This is a genomic window from Spiroplasma chinense, from assembly GCF_008086545.1.
Taxonomy (GTDB): Bacteria; Bacillota_I; Bacilli_A; order Mycoplasmatales; family Mycoplasmataceae; genus Spiroplasma_A; species Spiroplasma_A chinense.
On sequence record NZ_CP043026.1, the window covers coordinates 591,549 to 608,777 of the forward strand.

A 17,229-nucleotide genomic window follows, 5' to 3' on the forward strand; every position below is an offset into this window, starting at 1 on the left:
ATTAAATTGTCAAGTTTCATATCGAAAAGAAGGCGTAAGTCTTCTTTTCAATTTATTTGATGAAATACTTAATTAGAAACAATTTATAGGAGGAAATGGGTATCATGATCGATGGTGCTAAATTATTAGAAGCAATTTACAGTATTGCTGATGAGAAAAAAATAGAAAAAGAAATAGTATTTGAAGGAATTAGAGAAGGTTTTCAAAAAGCTTATGAAAAATTCTTTGACCCTGAAGCTATTGTAAGAGTTGACATTGATGAACAATCAGGTCAAATCAGAGTATTTAAAGAACTTACAGTTGTTCAAAAAATTGAAGATGAATGATTAGAATTAGGTTTAAATGATGCAAAAGAAAAATATGGTGATGATGTAACTGTTGGAGATACAGTTTATGAACCAGTACCATTTAATGAAAACTTTTCAAAACTTGCTGTAATGCAAGTTGGACAAATTATCAAACAAAAAATTCGCGAAGGTGAAAAAAATAAAATATATGAAGAATTCTTAGGAAGAGAACACGATATGGTTGGTGGTATTGTTAAATATGTAACAGATACTAACTATTTAATTGATGTCGAAGGTTCAATTATTCCAATTTGAAATAAAAAAATGATTCCTGGTGAAGAATTTTTTGAAGGAGATAGAATTAGTTTCTATATTGAAGAAGTTTCAAAAGAAAATAAACATTCTCAAATTCAAGCTTCAAGAATTCACCCTGATTTTTTAGCAAGATTGATGGAAACTCAAGTACCTGAAATTGCTGAAGGAATTGTAGAAATTAAATCAGTTTCAAGAGAACCTGGTAAACGTTCTAAAATAGCTGTTTACTCACACGAAGAAGGAATCGATCCAATCGGTTCTTGTGTAGGTACTGCTGGAGCAAGAATTAAAGAAATTTCTAAAGAATTAAATGGTGAAAAAATTGATATTGTTTTATGAAATGAAGATCAAAGTACATTTATCATGAACTCTTTAGCACCAGTTAAAGTAATAAGTATTGAATTTGATGAAGAAAACAATGAATGTTTTGTAGTTGTTCCAAACGAACAATTATCATTAGCAATTGGTAAAAGAGGGATGGCAGCAAGACTTGTTGCAAACCTTGTAAATACTAAAATTAATATTCTTTCATTAGAAGGTGCAGAAGAAAAAGAAAGAGAAATCTTATGAAATGGTAACATTACAAAAGAAGAACTTGAAACACCTGAATTCTTAAATAACATTTTAAAAAGAAAACAAAAATCAGCTAGTGAAAATTTTGCAAAGAAAAATAAAAATTCATTTAATGAAGAATCAACTTTTGTAAGTGAAACTTCAATCGATGAAATTCAAAATTACTCAAGTGCTTTTGAAGAAATTGCAAAAGATAGTGAAGATGACACTGTTGACTTTGAAGAATTTGAAACATATTACGAAAATTAGTGAGGTTTAAATTATGGAAAATAAACATGTTGTTCTAAGAAAAGATGTTTCATCTAACAAAATGTTTCCAAAATTGGAATTGATTAGAATAGTTAAAGATAAAGAGGGACACATTTTTATTGATCAAACTAGAAAAGCAAATGGTAGAGGTGTTTATATCCGCCCAACTCTAGAAGCACTTGAAAAGGTGAAAAAAACTAGAGCATTGGATAGAGGATTAAAAACTAAAGTTGATGAAGGGATTTTTGATTTGTTATTAGAAGAAATCAAAAATAATTGAGATTAATGCAAGAATTATTAAATGCATTAGGAATGGCTGCATCTGCCAATAAGTTAGTTTCAGGAGAGACATTATTTAAAAAAATCACTAAAAGCAAAATATGTCTTGTGTTAACTGTAAGTGACATGGGACAATCACAATTAAAAAAAATAAATGACAAATGTAAATTTTATGAAGTTGAAATTTTTAATGGTTTATTTGATACTGATGAATTAAATAAAGCAATTGGGAAAGATAATGTAAAAGCAATTGGAATTGAAGATAGAAATTTCAAAAAGTTAATATTGTCAAAAATAAGCAAAGGAGATGTAGATTATGGCAAAACAAACAAATAAGAGTCCAGCTAATAATGCAAAGCAACAAGCCAAAAACAAATCCAAGGCTCATACCGCTAACCTTAAAAGTAAATTAAAAGAAACAAAGCAAACTGGTTTAATCGATGGTGTTTTTGTATATACAGAACCACTTTCTATTGCAGATTTTGCAAAAAAAGTTAATAAAGGTCCTGCAGAAATAGTAAAATGATTTTTTACAAATGGAAGTATGGTTACACAAAATCAAGTGTTAACCGAAGAGCAAATGGGAGAGTTATGTCTAGAATTTGGATATGACTTTAAAAAGGAAACAGCTGTTACAAAAGAAAATATTTTCGAAACTTTTGATGAAGCAGATGATCCAAAAGATTTAAAAACAAAACCACCAGTAGTTACAATTATGGGGCACGTAGATCATGGTAAAACAACTTTACTTGATTCTATAAGAAATGCAAATGTAACTGAAGGTGAATTTGGTGGAATTACTCAACATATTGGTGCTTACCAAGTAACACTTAACGGTAATAAAATTACCTTTATTGATACACCAGGTCACGAAGCTTTCACAGAAATGAGAGCTAGAGGAAGTGAAGTTACAGATATTGTAATTTTAGTAGTAGCTGCAGATGATGGGGTTATGCCTCAAACTGAAGAAGCTATTGACCATGCTAAAGCTGCAAATGTACCAATAGTTGTATTTGTAAACAAATGTGATAAACCAGATGCAGATCCAAACAAAGTTAAAATGGAATTAATGAAGTTTGGAATAGTTGCAGAAGAGTATGGCGGAGATATTCCATTTATCGAAGGTAGTGCGAAAGCAAAAATGGGATTAGATTCTTTACTTGAAACTTTACTATTTATAGCAGAGTTTAAAGACTTAAAATCAAATCCAAATAAATATGCTCGTGGAACTGTAATTGAAGCTCACTTGGATAAAGCAAGAGGAGCTATTGCAACAATTTTAGTACAACATGGAACCTTAAATTTAAGAGACATAGTTGTTGCTGGAGGTACTTTTGGTGCAATTAAAGATATAGAAAACGAAAATAAAGCAAAAATTAAAACTGTTGTTCCAGGACAACCTGCAGTTATTATTGGTTTAAATGAAGTGCCAAGAGCTGGAGATAAATTTATGGTTATTTCTGATGAGAAAATGGCTAGAACTATTTCTGAAGCTCAAGCTGAAAAACAAGCTAATGAAGCAAGACAAAAAAACCAAAGTTTTACTTTAGATTCTATTAAAAATCAAATTGAAGCTGGAGAATTAAAATCAATCAACATCATTCTAAAAGCAGATACCCAAGGTACTGTTGAAGCTGTTAGAAACTCAATGTTAAAAATTAACATTGAAGGGGTAAAAATTAACGTAATTCGTGCAACAGTTGGAGCAATTTCAGTAAGTGATGTTACTTTAGCAATGGCATCTAATGCCTTAATTTACGGATTTAATGTTAGACCAAACGCTCAAGTTAGACAAAAAGCTGAAGAAGATGGTGTAGATATTAGATTACACAATATTATCTATAAATTAATTGAAGAAATAGCAGAAGCTGCAACAGGTATGTTAGATCCAGTAATGGAAGAAAAATCACTTGGAGAAGCAGAAGTTAGGGAACTATTTAAACACTCACAAGTGGGTACAATTGCTGGATGTAGAATTATGTCCGGAACTGTTCCAAGAGGTTCAAAAGTTCATATTCTAAGAAACGGAATTGTTATTTATTCTGGTGAAATGTCTTCTTTAAAAAACAAAAAAGATGACATTAAAGAGGCTAGAGAAGGACAAGAATGTGGTATTACAATTAAGAACTTCAATGATTTAAAAGAAAATGATATAATAGAAGCATACAAAGTAGAAGAGGTGAAGTAATATGGCAAATGATATTAAATTGGAAAGAGCACAGTCTACAATACTTAGAGAATTAAACTTAATTCTTCAAAGAGAATTTCCAGATACTGAATATGTAAACAGTTTATCAGTTCATGAAGTTAGATTAACTAATGACATGAGTCAAGCAAAAGTATTTTATTCAACAATGGATAGTGAAGCTGACTTAGAAGATGTCAAAGAAGAACTAGGTGAATGCGCAAAAGAAATCAGAATGTTATTGGCAGGAAAAGTTGAAATGAGAAGTGTACCTGAATTAAAATTTGAGTACGATAACGCACTTGAAAATGCTAACAAGATTGAAGAAATTCTTAAAGAAATCAAATAAAACAACAAAAACTCTTGTTTATAAGAGTTTTTTATTTGTCAAATTAAGGATAAAAAAACCTTTCGATTGAAAGGTTTGTTTTAACTTTTGTATTTAGCTGCGATTAATTGAATCCTATATGTTGTTAACACAAATAAAATTACTGCAAAAAGGTCAAATACACCTAATGCAATTCATGTGTTAAAAAATGTAAAAGCACTATATCCAGCACTTCCACTGACTACCAAGCTTCTAAAGTAAGCTAAAATAGCACTAATTAACGGTTGTAGCAATAATACTACAAATCCACCAGCAACCGCTGCCATCATTCTACTTAATGATTCATCTTTTGAGTAAATTCTAAATACTTTATCAAAAAATAATCAGAATAAGAACACTCAAGCCATCAATCCTAATGATGAGGTTACTCTAAATAAAGGGTCGCCCCCAAATATAATAAATTGTAAAAATCCATCTAACAAACCTATAATCATACCCCAGTATACACCGACTACTTGAAAGCTTATGGCTATTACATAATACTTGAATACAAACCCAACATTAATTGAGGTGATTCCTAAAGGTATTATGACTGTTAATAGACCAACAGCTGTAGACATACTTAGTAACAAACTAACCATAGTTATATTAAGAGTTTCTGTTCTTAATTTTAGTCGTCTGCTTGTTTTAGAAAGTTTGCTGATTTCATAATCTAAGTCTATGTTGTTAAGTTCGCAAGGTTTTATACTTGCATAGTTTTCTACGTTAGAAAATTCATCAGTCTTTTTCATTTTTGTAAGTTTCTCCAATCAAAATAAATATTTTTTTGGATTTCAATTAATCATAACTTAACAATATTATTATATAATAAAAAAAATTAGTAAGAGGAAAAAAATATGCATAGTTTTTTTGTTAGTAGAAAAAATGATAATACTTTTTTAATTGAAGAAAGTGACTTTCATCACATAAAAAATGTTATAAAACTAAATGTTGGAGAACAAATTTATTGTATTTTTGATCAGGAAAAATACTTATGTGAAATTAAAGATTTTTTTGATAATGAATGTTTAGCTGAAATAATTGAAATAGTAAAAGAAGATATTAAAAATATAACAATAGATCTTTATGTGGGAATTATCAGAGAACAAAAATGAGATTTTGTTTTACAAAAGGCTACAGAACTTGGGGTTACAAATATTTATCCAGTTCAATTTTCTAGAAATGTTGTTAAAATTGAAGAAAAAAAAGAAAGTAATAAAATTGAAAGATGAACTTCAATTTGTAAAGATGCTGCAAAGCAATCAAAAAGAAATAGCATCCCAAACATAAAACCTATAATAAGAAATGTAAGCAAAATTGATTCAAACTCACAAATAAATCTAGTTGCTTGAGAAGAGGTTAAAGAAGAACCTTTAAAAGCACTTTTAGAAGCCGAATTTAACTCGATAAGCATAGTAATTGGACCAGAAGGGGGTATTGACTCAAAAGAGGTGGATATTCTTCTTAAAAAAGGTTTTAAAAAGGTTGGACTAGGAAATAATATTTTAAGAGCAGAAACTGCAAGTTTATATTTGATAAGTGCAATTAAATATCAAAAAGATATTTAATTGTTTTTTTATCCGTATTGTGCAAGAAAAACCACTATTTAATATATGTTATAATAATATAAGTTTTGAGGTGAAAAATATGTTTCAAAAGAATGATTCAAAGTTAATTACATCAGATGTAAAATTGATAAATGAACAATTAAAAACTGTTGAACTTGATAAATCATTTAAAAGATTTATTGATAGAAACATATTTTTTATTAAAAAAGAACTTAAAAATTTAGCTGTTATTAAAAAAACAGGAAGTTATGCAATAGATTGTGTTTATAATTTTGACAAAGAACCAAAAATAGATCTATTGGCTATAAAATATGTAAATAAAGGTATGTATTCAGTTTATGAAGAAGAAATTGAAACAAAAGATCACTTTACAGATTGTTGAATTTGTGAAATAAATGAAGAAATTTATAAAAAACTTAAATCAAAGTATGAAGTTGTAGAAGAAATTAAAGTTAATTGAAATTCAAAGAAATATAAAATTTATCCTGATTCAAAAGAGACGGTTGAACACAGAGATTCAATTAAAATAGACTTTTATAAAGATGATAAAATTGGTTTTTCTATCGTTATTAGAACTGGATTAACTCACGCAGATTATCCACCAATTTTATGTTTTAAAAATACTTACGAAACAACAAATGCAGTAGAATTTGTAAAAACTTACTGAACTTTAAATAAATTAACAATAAGAAAACTTGAAATACTATTTTTCTATATCAGACTTAATTTTAGAAGAGGTTTTAGTAATGAACAACGCTTAATGATGAAAATAATGGTAATGAGTGATTTACAATATCAATTAACAAAGAATAATATATTTCAAGAATGATTAACTCACTCTTTCAAATATTTATTTCCCAATCTTAAGGTAATTGATAGTTTATTTGAATCTAAAAATATTTATTATAAAAAACAAAAATTGTTTGAAAAATTATATAAATCATTTAGATTGAAAAATCTAAATTGGGTATTTCACAATACTTATTTAAGTACAAAAGATTTTCTGGATAAATACTTGCCTTTATGTAAAGAATGAGTAGCTGAAAAGAAATATTTAAATGAACCTATGTATTTTTGATATGATACAAATCCATATTTAAAAAATACATCTGGAAGCTCAAATTACACTATGAAAAAACAGGCAAAAAAATATGATGATTTAGAAATGTCTATTCATTCAAAAAATGTTTATCCAAGTGATAATGATATTGGTGTATTTTTGGTATTTTTAAGTTTTTATCAATTTAAAATTCAAAATAACAAAGAGGAGGAATAGTATGTCAAAGATTAACATGATTAATAATTTTGTAATAGCTGTGAATAAAAATATTCCTCTAGATAGCAAAATTAATGAATCTATTAAAGAAACTTATGAAAAGTTTAAACAAATATTAAAAGATTCTGAATATTCAATCAAAAAACTTGGAGATTTTAAATATAAAAGTTTTTACAGTAAATCTAAAGTGATTAATCTTGATTTAGCAATTGTTAAGTATTTTCCAATAGCTGGTTTTAAACACCAAAAATTTAGTGAAGATATTTTAGAACTTTTTAAACAAATGCCTATAAAATATAAAATCAAAAAATATCCTAATTACATTTCTGTTTATTGAAGTGAAAAAGGAATTGAGTATAATTTTAGATTTATTTTAATGGTAAGAAAATTAGAGCAAGGTTTTGAAATAGATTATGTTAATAGAAATGGAATAGTGCAAGATGATTGAGCACTTCAAGTAACAGAAGCTTTTTGTACTGCCAATAAAATAAGTGGGGGTACTTTGTTTAAAGTAAAAAGAGTTTTAAATTATATTTTAAAAGATGAATTTTCATATACTTATAATTTAGACTACAGTTTACTTTCATGATTCTATGAATATTTTTCAAGAAGTTTAAACAGTTTTATAGATCAAAAATATAATATTGAGAAAAAAGAGTTACAAGTTGAGAATTTTTCTAAAATAAAAAACTTGAAGTTATGATTCTCAAAACATGTAAATATTAATAATTTATATTTCTTTATTTTTTCAAAACTTCAAAGTATAAATACATATTATTACTCAGAAATAAGTTTTGAAAATTATGAGATTTTTGCAGATATTTCAAGATATTCTTTAAATACTAATTCAAATTTTGCATTACCTTCAAGTTTTTTTAAAGATATAAGAATATTTGATTTACAAAATTTTGATGACTTAACTTTTATTCAGACTAATTGCGGAAATGAATTTGGTTATTCTAAAATAGCTTGAGATAAAGCAAGAAACGAAGATAAAAGATACTTTGTAAGTCCTTGTATAGTTACAGGAATTTCAAATTTTGCAATGTTTAGAAAATGATTTACAAAATTAAGCGAAGAACTTTATTCAAAATTATCAACCGGTTTAAAAGAAGAGATTAAGTCTACAAAACAAAGAGAAGCTATGGAAGAGTTAAATATGTTAGCTCATAATTGACTATCAAGTTACATATCAAAAACAAGATATTTAAAACCTTATTTTGATGCTAAATATCCATTTGCAGGAAATAGTGATTTTGAAACTATTTTAAAAATGATAACAACAACCTTGGACAAAATTGATGAACAAAGTTGAATAATGGAAAATGATAATTAAAAAAACAGTTCAATTTGAACTGTTTTTATCATTTTTCTTCATCCACAACTTTGTTTTTCAAGATTTCAGTACGTTTTTTAACATAATCTTTTTCAACTTTACCAATGTGGTGGTAAAGGTCACGACTGGCTTTAATACGTAATTTTTTTAACTCTTCATCACAGAAAACTCATGTTAACCAAACTATGTGAAAGTGTCTTAAATATTTTAATTCTCTTTCATCATACATTTCATAACTTAATGATTGTGCTTCTTTTTGAGCAAAATCTACTCATTTTTGTGGATCAATATTTTGGTCGTAGGCTTCTTTTGCAAGTTCTTGGTAACTCAAAGCTTTTTTAACAATTATATCCTCTAATGATTGAAGTGTATTTGCAATTTCAGTAACGATTGCTTGGTCAAATTCATCATAAGAGTTAAATTGGTGTTTTGAAAGATAAAACATTTTAACACTCAAGTTACTTACTTGGTTTCCACCACTACCTAGATGTTCTCTCTCTGAGATAATTTTAAATTCGTTTTCAATTTCCTTATAAAAATCTGATTTAATACGCATATCTTAACACCTCTTTTTTTTTTTTTTTTGCTTTTCAGTTTAATCTAAATAGATTATAGCACAAAAACTAGCATTTTTCCCTTTAACCTGTGTGTCAATTATGTTAATCTATTTAGAGGGGGAATTATAAATGGAAAATAAATCAGGAATTTTTTTAGTTAATAAGCCCCAAGGGATAACATCAAATGATTTAATTCAAAAAATTAAACGTAAGTTTAATGTTAAGAAAATTGGTCATGCAGGAACCCTTGATCCTTTAGCAACAGGTTTAATGGTAGTTTTAGTTAATCAAGCAACTAAAGTATCAAATTACTTGTTAAGTAGTGATAAAACATATGTTGTAGAAATGCAACTTTTCAAAGAAACAGACAGTGGTGACATTACTGGAGAAGTTACAAACGAACAAGAATTTGAAAAAATTAACAAAAAGGATGTTACAGAATTGGTAGAAAAATATAATGGATATATGTATGAACAATATCCACCAATTTATTCTGCTGTAAAAGTAAAGGGTAAAAAACTTTATGAATATGCAAGAAAAAATGAAGAGGTAGAAATTAAATCAAGAACAGTAACTATTAAAAGTTGTGAACTTGTTGATTTCAACCAAAAAAAAGGTACAGTAAAATTAAAAGTTCTTTGTAGTAAAGGAACTTACATTAGAAGTCTTGTAAAAGACTTTGCAAAAGACTTAAATACAATTGCAACAGTTGCTACTTTAGACAGAGTGTCATCAGGCAATTTTGATGTTAGTCAAGCTAAAAACATAGAAGAAATAGAATGAGATGATCTAATCTCTATGTATGATGGTTTAATGCAAAATGAACATACCTTAGTTGAATACCACAATGTAAAAGATATTATGCAAGGAAAAGCAATTAACTTAAATACCAAAAATGTGCCAGTTGTATTTGTGATTGATGACAAAAAAACAGTTTTAGCTATTTACAAGTGAGTAGCACACGATCTTTATACATGTCAAAGAGGACTTTGAGATGAAAAGAATATGGAAAATTTAACAGAAGCCGAAAGGGAAATTTAATATGCTTAAAAAAAATCTATATATTGTTGAAAATGAATTTAAACAAGACAAGAAACCATACGTTGTTTGTATAGGTTTTTTTGACGGATTACATAAAATTCACAATGAAATTATTGAAAAAACAAAAGAAATTGCAGAAGAACAAAACGAAGCGTGATCGGTTATAACTTTTTCAGAAAAAGTAACCGATTATTTAAATAATGTAAACAATAACATTCAATCAAAAGTTATAAAATATAAATTAATCGAATCAAGATTTAATCCAAATTATCTATTTGAAATTCAAGTTAATGAATCAACAACTAAAAAAACAAAAGAAGAGTTTATAAATTATTTAAAAAATACTCTTTGCGTTCAAAAAATAGTAGTTGGAAGTGATTTTAAATTTGGATTTAAAGGTTTAGGAACTGTTGAAGATTTAAAAGAAGCTTTTGGTGAAGAAAATGTAATCATTTTTGAAAGAGATTTACATTATTCAACTACAGAATTAAAAGAACTTTTAGAAAATGGACAAGTTGAAGTTTTAAACCAAAGAATTGGCACAAATTTCAAATTATTTGCTAAAAAAAATCCATTTGATGGAGACGAATCATTTGGGGTTATTGATATGTATTCAAAAATTCAAAATGGTAACTATGAAGTTTTGGTAGATGGAACAAAAAGAATAGCTCAATTTGAAAATAATAAAATATTTTTTAAAGAATTTGTAGTTAAACCAAATATCGAGATTGAAATGATTAAAAAACTTTAATAATTTATTAATTTTAAATTGTATTTGATATTTGAATACTATATACTCTTTTTGTATTGATGTTTATACGTTGCATAAATTTTTCCCTTAAAATTTATGCTTTGTTTAGACAAATGCAATCAAAAGAAAATTATAAAGGGAGAAAACACATGGTTTCAAAAAGACAAAAAACTGAAATTATTGGTACATTTGGATCAAATGCAAATGATACTGGTAAAGCAGAAGTGCAAATTGCATTATTAACAACTAACATTGCTAACTTAACAGAACACTTAGCAATTCACAAAAAAGACATTACTTCAAGAAGAAGTTTATTAAAAAAAGTTGCTCAAAGAAGACACTTACTAAACTTTTTACTTAAAAAAGATGTTGAAAGATATAAAGCAATTATTGAAAAATTAGGAATTAGAAAATAATAAAACCCCATTAAATGGGGTTTTATTTTTTTTATAAACCATAAAGTGATTGATTGGGTGAAAAAAAAGTGATTTTTAGTGTATAATAAATTTATGTTTAGATACTTATCTATGTAGTTTCTAATCAAAAAAAATGTTTTACATTAGAAAGATGGTGCGAAATATGGCAACAAAAAAAGGACCTGAAAAAGCAGCTGTTAAAAGAGCTGCTTCGAATGCAAAGAGATCACAACATATTCAAACTAGAAAAAAAAGTTCTGATCCAAAACCAAATAAAATCGTAAATAAAGCTGTTAAATTAACAGAGGGACAAGAAAAATTTATTTGAGAAAAAGCAGAACCAGTTTCAGCTACTAACTCAGCAATTTATAGAAAAGATGTTGCAGGAGCAATCCTAAAACATTCAGAATACGGGTTAGAGTCTGAATTTGGTTGAGTTTACGCTTTAGCTGATCCAGAAGGTGAACAAGATGATGTAAACAACGTAGTTGCACTTCACTGAATGAACTCAAAAGTTAAACGTAAATCAAAAGAAGCTTGAACTGCAGTTGTTACTGGAGCTAGAGAAACTAGAGAAATGTATAACTATATGAAAGATACTAAAATTGCAGGGGACGCATTAGAAAAAGCAAGAAAAACTGTTTTATTCCAACCATCAGTTGTTGAACCTAAAAAAATCAACATTGAAATTAGAAGAGCGCCTTCAAGCAAAAAATAATAAAAAAATATCTCTTAGGAGATATTTTTTTATTGTTCTTATTAAGATATAATAATATTGTCCTTCGGGACACCAAGAATATTTGTTATTCTTTACGTTTGCGTGAGTGTTTAAAACCGCTCTATAAATTAGTATTTCCTATCTCATGCATTTGATAGCGGGTGGAAATATTTTTATTTTTAAGATTTTTAATAATTCTAAATATTTTAAAAATGAAAATATGAGGTGTGATAACAAAATGAAAAAACTGGTTGTAATTGTGGGTCCAACAGCATCTGGAAAGACAGATCTTTCAATTAAAATAGCCAAAGAATTTGATGGAGAATGCATTAATGCAGATTCTACACAAATTTTTCAAGGTACAGATATTGCTACAAATAAAGTTACCAAGGAAGAAATGAAAGGGGTAAAACATCATTTACTTTCAACTATGAAAGTAAATGAAAGTTACTCTGTAGCTCAGTTTCAAAAAGAAGCTAGAGAAATAATTGAAACAATCAAAGAACAAAATAAATTACCAATAGTTGTTGGAGGAACTGGTTTATATATTAACGCCTTAGTTATGAATTATAATTTCCCAACAAACACTCATACAGAAGGATATATTACACAATTTGATGATCTTTCAAATGAACAACTTTGAGAAAAACTTAACCAAATTGACAGAAGAGCTGCTAAGATTATTCACCCAAATAATCGTTATAGAGTAATTCGTGCTTTGGAAATTATTGAATTAAATGGTTTAAATAAAAGTGATATAATAAAAGACAACAAGACTTACTTTTATGATGATTTAATCATCATAGGTATAAATCCCCAAAGAGAACTACTTCATAACAGAATAAATCAAAGAGTTTTGAAGTTAACTGACAAAGGATTATTTTCTGAAATTGAAAAAGCTTGATTAGATAACAAAAAAAATGAAAAGGCCCAGGCTTTAAGATGCATTGGGGGGCCTGAAATTATTTCTTACTTAAAGGGAGAAGTTGATTACGAAACAACTATTAGTTTAATGCAAAGAAATAATCGAAGATATGCTAGAAGACAAATAACTTGGTTTAAAAATCAATTTGAAGATGTAAAATGATTTACACATGATTATGACAATTTTGACAAAATGTGTGAAGATGTATTATTATATTTAAAACAAGTTTTATAAAGATAGGCGGTAATTTTATGATTTCAATTTATGAAAGAATAGAAAATTTAGTAAAAGATAACAGAAATACAACATTTAAACAAATAGCAAAACAAATATTAGATGACTTTAATGTGGGAGTGTTTAAAAGTCAAAATGAATTAGCAGACGTGTGTTACGTTTCTATGTCAACAATAACACAATTTGCAAAAGCAGCTCTTTGTGAAGGATACAAAGAATTGGCAATTAGATTAAAAATAGAATATGAAAATGCTTTAATTTCTTCTCCAACACAAAAAAATATTAACTATGATAAAGTTGATACTAATTCTATGGAAGTGTTGACAGGTTGAGCAAAAGATCAAAGTGATTTTATTTTACAATTAGCATCTGAAATCAATAAGGTTAGAGAAATTTGAATAGCTTCATCATTCCAAAGTATGAATGTAGCAAAACACTTAAGAGATATTTTAACAAACCAAGGTATTGATGTAAAAGTTATGGACAGTTCAATCAATTTAGAAGTTGCAAGACATGTTGACTTCACAGATAAGTTGGTTTTAGTGTTATTAACAGGGAGAGATACATTAACACTTTCAAGAATTTTAGAATTCTTAGCAACATTAAGTAAAAATGTTTTTATCGTAACAACTTTAAATCATTTAACAGAACTTCCAGAAGTTAAAGAATGAAAAAAAAGTATTATCAATTACAACTTAAGTAGTGATTACAAGTATAGAACTTTTGCATTATTTAGTTTATTCTTGCTATTGGCTGAGAAAATTGACAATACACCAAAAATAAAATAAAAAAAATTAAATTTTTTTAAAAAAACTATTGCAATACAATTTAATATAATATATTATTTCATTGTATTCATTTGCGGGTGTAGTTTAATGGTAGAACTTCAGCCTTCCAAGCTGACTGTGAGGGTTCGATTCCCTTCACCCGCTCCAATAAAGAATTCAAAACCTCTAACGAGGTTTTTTTTATTTTAGTTTATTATATATATTAGAGGTGAAATTATGGAAAAAGAAAATATGTGATTAGAGTTTAATAAACAAAGAACAGATTTTTGAATTAGCTCACTTTTTATTTTGATAGAATCTTTAGCTCCAGGAATTGCAATATGAATTCTTGTGGGAAATGATGTTTCAATTAGTCTTAAAAATAATTTACCAACACCGATTGTTGGATATGTTGCATTAATATTATTTGGATATTTTATTTTTACTTTCTTAACAACAACAATATTTTATTTTTTAAAATTTCACAAATCAGATAACTTTACTTACTCTTTAACATTTACCATGATAATTTCTTTTTTAATATTAATAGGGTTTGCTTTTCCCAATACCACTATATATGTTTTAATTAAATTTGTTCTGGCATTAGTTGTTGGAATTGTGAGTCTAACATTTTCTGTATTTATAACTTTTTTAGTTAGAAATCAAGAATTAAAAAGAAAAGAAAATTTCGAAATTGAATATGAAGCTTGAAAAAAGGGAGAACCTATTCCTTTAAAAAAAGAGATCAAGATGAAACGTCATCAAGATTATTTAGAGAAACAAAAAGTTATTGCAGAAGAGTTAGAAAAATTTAAAATTGAATTAGAGAAAAATATTGAAGAAAAATATATTATAGAAAAACAAAAAGATTTAGAAAAAGTTAAAGCGATAAACGAAAAACTAGACAAAAAAGAACAAAAGAAAAGAGAAAAGAAAAATAGGATTAAATTTTAATCCTATTTTTAATTCTTAAATATTTTTCATCACAAATATCTTTATAAATTTGTTCTCCTGTATTTTCAAACATATAGTTAGCTCATAAAGTTCAAACAATATCTTGGTATTTTATTGAAATGTTTAGATATTTTAATTCATCTTCTTTTAACATTTCTTTTTCTTTTAATATTTCTATAAACTCATCAATAAACTCTTGGTTATCATTGCAAGTTTCTGTTATAAAACTTGCATAATCAAAAAACTTATCATTGAACTTCACATAGTCATAATCTATAAATTTTAATTCATCGCCTTTAAATAATATATTTCCAGGAACTAAATCATTATGACTTATAACTTTTTCTAAATTCTTTAATAATTTAATTTCTTCTTTAATTTCTTTTATTTCAAAACTTAATTCATATATAAGTTTATTTATATTGTTTTCAAAGAATTCTAAAAAAGCTAAATAATCAAAACTTTTAATAGTTACTGTTGAAACTGTCAATGAATGAAATTTTTTAATTCCATCTGCAATTATTGGTAGATGTTTCTTTTCTAATTTGTTTTGCTCTAAAGATTCATAACCTAGTAAAACTTTAAAACTTGAAACCAATCTTTGGTCTTCAAATTTGAATTCTCTTGGTTTTACCATGACATCTTGATCTAAAAATAAAAAGTCTAGCAAAACGTTTACTTCGTTTGTTTTATCTAGATATTTTTCAGTTAATGGTTTTGATGTTTTAATAACGTAAAAATCTTCAACTAAAATATCGTTTGTAAGTCCTTTAAAATTAAAATTCATTTTTTTCTCCTTGTAAGTTATAATCTATTTAAATTTTAAAGGAATAGATTATAAAAAGGAGAAAATAATGAAAAAAGTATGAATTGCTACAAGCAATATTAAAAAAGTAGAAGAATTAAAATATGCATTAAAAGATTTTGAAGTTAAAACATTGTTAGATTTAGAAGAAGAAATGGAAATTGAAGAGTCAGGTAAAACATTTGAAGAAAACGCTCTTATAAAAGCTAGATATCTTGCGCAAAGTGTAGAGGGAATAGTTTTAGCAGATGATTCAGGAATTTGTGTTGAAGGATTAAATGGTTTTCCTGGTGTTTACAGTGCACGTTGAGCAAAACCTTTAACTGATTGAACTCAAATAGTAGAATTGTTATTAGATAAAATGAGAGAAAATAATTTAAGTGAAATGAAAGATAGAAAAGCTTATTTTCAGTCTTCAATTGCTTTAATTGATAAAGAAAAAGGATTTGAAGAAGTTTTTAATGGAGTTGTACAAGGAGAAGTTTCAAAAGAACAAAGAGGAACACTTGGTTTTGCCTATGACTCTGTTTTTATCCCAGAAGGATACAATGAAACCTTTTCACAAATTGGTTTTGAAGAAAAACAAAAAATTTCTCATAGATCTAGAGCTATAGAAAAATTAAAAGAATTTCTAAAAACACATTATTAATGGTGTTTTAATATATAAATTAAATTAGGCTCTATTTACTATAATGCTGTTTTAAAGTATAATATTATTAACATTTATTTTACGGGGGAATGGCTATGAAAAAAACTAAATTTGAACAAAGTCCTTTATACTTAGAAATACAATCAAATGGTCAAATTGTATATGAAGCATATTATAATTTTTTAAAAGATGTATTTGAAAAAGAACCAGAATCAAGACACTATTTTTATGAAGAAAAAATAGCAGACAAGGCTACAGAAATATTGTTACCCAGGGAAAAAGTTTCAGTAGAAGCTGCTCACAATATTTTTAATAAACTAAATGCTGAAGGTTTTGAAGAGAGCATGATCGAAATCGGAGTTTTTAGTAACGAACAAGATTAAGAGAGTAAATACTCTCTTTTGTTTTGGAAGGAGTAAGAGTTATGAGAAAAGTAAATATAATTTTATTTGAACCTGAAATTGCAGATAATGTTGGTGCTATTATGAGAACTTGTGCACTAACTGATGCAAAGTTACATTTAATTGAACCTTTTGGTTTTATTTTTGATAAGAGAAATTTTGCAAGAAGTAGTGCAAACAACTTTGAAGGTTGTGAATATGTTAGATATGATGATTGAGAAGATTTTGAACTAAAAAATCCAAATGCAAATATATTCTTTATGACAAGATATGGAAAAAAACCAATAAGTGATTTTAAATTTACAGAAATTAACGATGAAATATATATTATGTTTGGAAAAGAATCAACAGGTATCCCAAAAGAATTATTAAAAGATAATTTAGATAAATGTTTTAGAATACCAATGGTTGCCACTGGTAGAAGTTTGAACATAGCAAATAGTGTTGGTATTTCAACTTATGAAGTATTAAGACAATGAGATTACTTAGAATTAAGTAAAGTAGAAGTAGAAAAAGGAAGCGATTATTTAGAAAAGGAATAATTACTATATAATAGTTTTTGAGAGGTAAAAGAAA

The 17,229-nt window shown here is 26.8% G+C and carries 21 protein-coding genes and 1 tRNA gene; 19 read left to right on the plus strand and 3 right to left on the minus strand.

The window, feature by feature from the left end:
* Window positions 1-95: 95 nt before the first annotated feature.
* Genes nusA through rbfA form a run of 5 tightly spaced genes read left to right on the plus strand, consistent with a single transcriptional unit; the run spans window position 96 to window position 4,237 of the window.
* Entirely contained in the window at window positions 96-1,424 is a 1,329-nt protein-coding gene (nusA, locus tag SCHIN_RS02740; protein ID WP_166508110.1) for a transcription termination factor NusA, read from the plus strand.
* A 13-nt stretch (window positions 1,425-1,437) separates the two neighbouring features.
* Entirely contained in the window at window positions 1,438-1,710 is a 273-nt protein-coding gene (rnpM, locus tag SCHIN_RS02745) for an RNase P modulator RnpM (protein ID WP_166508111.1), read from the plus strand.
* A complete protein-coding gene (locus SCHIN_RS02750) occupies window positions 1,701-2,039 on the plus strand; it encodes a L7Ae/L30e/S12e/Gadd45 family ribosomal protein (RefSeq protein WP_208057197.1) in 339 nt (112 codons plus the stop codon). Before rnpM ends, SCHIN_RS02750 begins: the two co-directional genes overlap by 10 nt.
* A complete protein-coding gene (gene infB / locus SCHIN_RS02755; RefSeq protein WP_166508113.1) occupies window positions 2,020-3,891 on the plus strand; it encodes a translation initiation factor IF-2 in 1,872 nt (623 codons plus the stop codon). Before SCHIN_RS02750 ends, infB begins: the two co-directional genes overlap by 20 nt.
* 1 nt (window position 3,892) lies before the next feature.
* Window positions 3,893-4,237, plus strand: a complete 345-nt coding sequence (rbfA, locus tag SCHIN_RS02760; protein ID WP_166508114.1) for a 30S ribosome-binding factor RbfA — start codon at window positions 3,893-3,895, stop codon at window positions 4,235-4,237.
* An 80-nt stretch (window positions 4,238-4,317) separates the two neighbouring features.
* Here rbfA and SCHIN_RS02765 read toward each other — a convergent pair whose 3' ends face one another.
* Window positions 4,318-5,007 (minus strand): hypothetical protein, encoded by a 690-nt coding sequence (locus SCHIN_RS02765; RefSeq protein WP_166508115.1) that lies wholly within the window; start codon window positions 5,005-5,007, stop codon window positions 4,318-4,320.
* A 105-nt stretch (window positions 5,008-5,112) separates the two neighbouring features.
* Between SCHIN_RS02765 and SCHIN_RS02770 the strand changes: the two genes are divergently transcribed.
* From SCHIN_RS02770 to SCHIN_RS02780, 3 genes are all read left to right on the plus strand, one after another.
* A complete protein-coding gene (locus SCHIN_RS02770; RefSeq protein WP_166508116.1) occupies window positions 5,113-5,823 on the plus strand; it encodes an RsmE family RNA methyltransferase in 711 nt (236 codons plus the stop codon).
* A gap of 79 nt (window positions 5,824-5,902) precedes the next feature.
* Window positions 5,903-7,099, plus strand: coding sequence for a hypothetical protein (locus tag SCHIN_RS02775; RefSeq protein WP_166508117.1), 1,197 nt, complete (start codon window positions 5,903-5,905; stop codon window positions 7,097-7,099).
* Window position 7,100: 1 nt separating this feature from the next.
* The gene (locus SCHIN_RS02780) at window positions 7,101-8,435 is read left to right on the plus strand and encodes a hypothetical protein (RefSeq protein ID WP_166508118.1); all 1,335 of its coding nucleotides are present in this window, start codon (window positions 7,101-7,103) and stop codon (window positions 8,433-8,435) included.
* Between the two features lie 25 nt (window positions 8,436-8,460).
* Here SCHIN_RS02780 and SCHIN_RS02785 read toward each other — a convergent pair whose 3' ends face one another.
* Window positions 8,461-8,991 carry a hypothetical protein gene (locus SCHIN_RS02785; RefSeq protein WP_166508119.1) on the minus strand — a complete coding sequence of 177 codons (531 nt, stop codon included), beginning with the start codon at window positions 8,989-8,991 and terminating at the stop codon, window positions 8,461-8,463.
* 130 nt (window positions 8,992-9,121) lie between these two features.
* Here SCHIN_RS02785 and truB point away from each other — a divergent pair, with 130 nt between their 5' ends.
* The 8 genes from truB to SCHIN_RS02825 all read left to right on the plus strand — a co-directional run bounded on the left by truB (window position 9,122) and on the right by SCHIN_RS02825 (window position 14,798).
* Complete coding sequence (gene truB / locus SCHIN_RS02790) at window positions 9,122-10,033, plus strand: tRNA pseudouridine(55) synthase TruB (protein ID WP_166508120.1); 912 nt, start codon at window positions 9,122-9,124, stop codon at window positions 10,031-10,033.
* Between the two features lies 1 nt (window position 10,034).
* Entirely contained in the window at window positions 10,035-10,784 is a 750-nt protein-coding gene (locus tag SCHIN_RS02795; RefSeq protein WP_166508121.1) for a nucleotidyl transferase family protein, read from the plus strand.
* A gap of 149 nt (window positions 10,785-10,933) precedes the next feature.
* Entirely contained in the window at window positions 10,934-11,200 is a 267-nt protein-coding gene (gene rpsO / locus SCHIN_RS02800; protein WP_166508122.1) for a 30S ribosomal protein S15, read from the plus strand.
* A gap of 163 nt (window positions 11,201-11,363) precedes the next feature.
* Window positions 11,364-11,918 (plus strand): hypothetical protein, encoded by a 555-nt coding sequence (locus tag SCHIN_RS02805; RefSeq protein ID WP_166508123.1) that lies wholly within the window; start codon window positions 11,364-11,366, stop codon window positions 11,916-11,918.
* A 238-nt stretch (window positions 11,919-12,156) separates the two neighbouring features.
* Window positions 12,157-13,077 (plus strand): tRNA (adenosine(37)-N6)-dimethylallyltransferase MiaA, encoded by a 921-nt coding sequence (miaA, locus tag SCHIN_RS02810; protein WP_166508124.1) that lies wholly within the window; start codon window positions 12,157-12,159, stop codon window positions 13,075-13,077.
* 17 nt (window positions 13,078-13,094) lie between these two features.
* Window positions 13,095-13,865 carry a MurR/RpiR family transcriptional regulator gene (locus SCHIN_RS02815; protein ID WP_166508125.1) on the plus strand — a complete coding sequence of 257 codons (771 nt, stop codon included), beginning with the start codon at window positions 13,095-13,097 and terminating at the stop codon, window positions 13,863-13,865.
* A 73-nt stretch (window positions 13,866-13,938) separates the two neighbouring features.
* Window positions 13,939-14,012 (plus strand) — tRNA-Gly (locus SCHIN_RS02820).
* A gap of 69 nt (window positions 14,013-14,081) precedes the next feature.
* The gene (locus tag SCHIN_RS02825) at window positions 14,082-14,798 is read left to right on the plus strand and encodes a DxFTY motif-containing membrane protein (RefSeq protein WP_166508126.1); all 717 of its coding nucleotides are present in this window, start codon (window positions 14,082-14,084) and stop codon (window positions 14,796-14,798) included.
* Here SCHIN_RS02825 and SCHIN_RS02830 read toward each other — a convergent pair.
* Window positions 14,788-15,585, minus strand: a complete 798-nt coding sequence (locus tag SCHIN_RS02830) for a phosphotransferase family protein (RefSeq protein WP_166508127.1) — start codon at window positions 15,583-15,585, stop codon at window positions 14,788-14,790. The two genes, SCHIN_RS02825 and SCHIN_RS02830, sit on opposite strands and share 11 nt — an antisense overlap.
* Window positions 15,586-15,652: 67 nt before the next feature.
* Here SCHIN_RS02830 and rdgB point away from each other — a divergent pair, with 67 nt between their 5' ends.
* The 3 genes from rdgB (at window position 15,653) to SCHIN_RS02845 (ending at window position 17,195) form a co-directional block, all read left to right on the plus strand.
* Window positions 15,653-16,252: an RdgB/HAM1 family non-canonical purine NTP pyrophosphatase gene (gene rdgB, locus SCHIN_RS02835; protein WP_166508128.1), complete on the plus strand. Its 600-nt coding sequence runs from the start codon at window positions 15,653-15,655 to the stop codon at window positions 16,250-16,252.
* A 95-nt stretch (window positions 16,253-16,347) separates the two neighbouring features.
* A complete protein-coding gene (locus SCHIN_RS02840) occupies window positions 16,348-16,635 on the plus strand; it encodes a hypothetical protein (protein WP_166508129.1) in 288 nt (95 codons plus the stop codon).
* 41 nt (window positions 16,636-16,676) lie between these two features.
* Entirely contained in the window at window positions 16,677-17,195 is a 519-nt protein-coding gene (locus SCHIN_RS02845; protein ID WP_166508130.1) for a tRNA (cytidine(34)-2'-O)-methyltransferase, read from the plus strand.
* Window positions 17,196-17,229 lie beyond the last annotated feature (34 nt).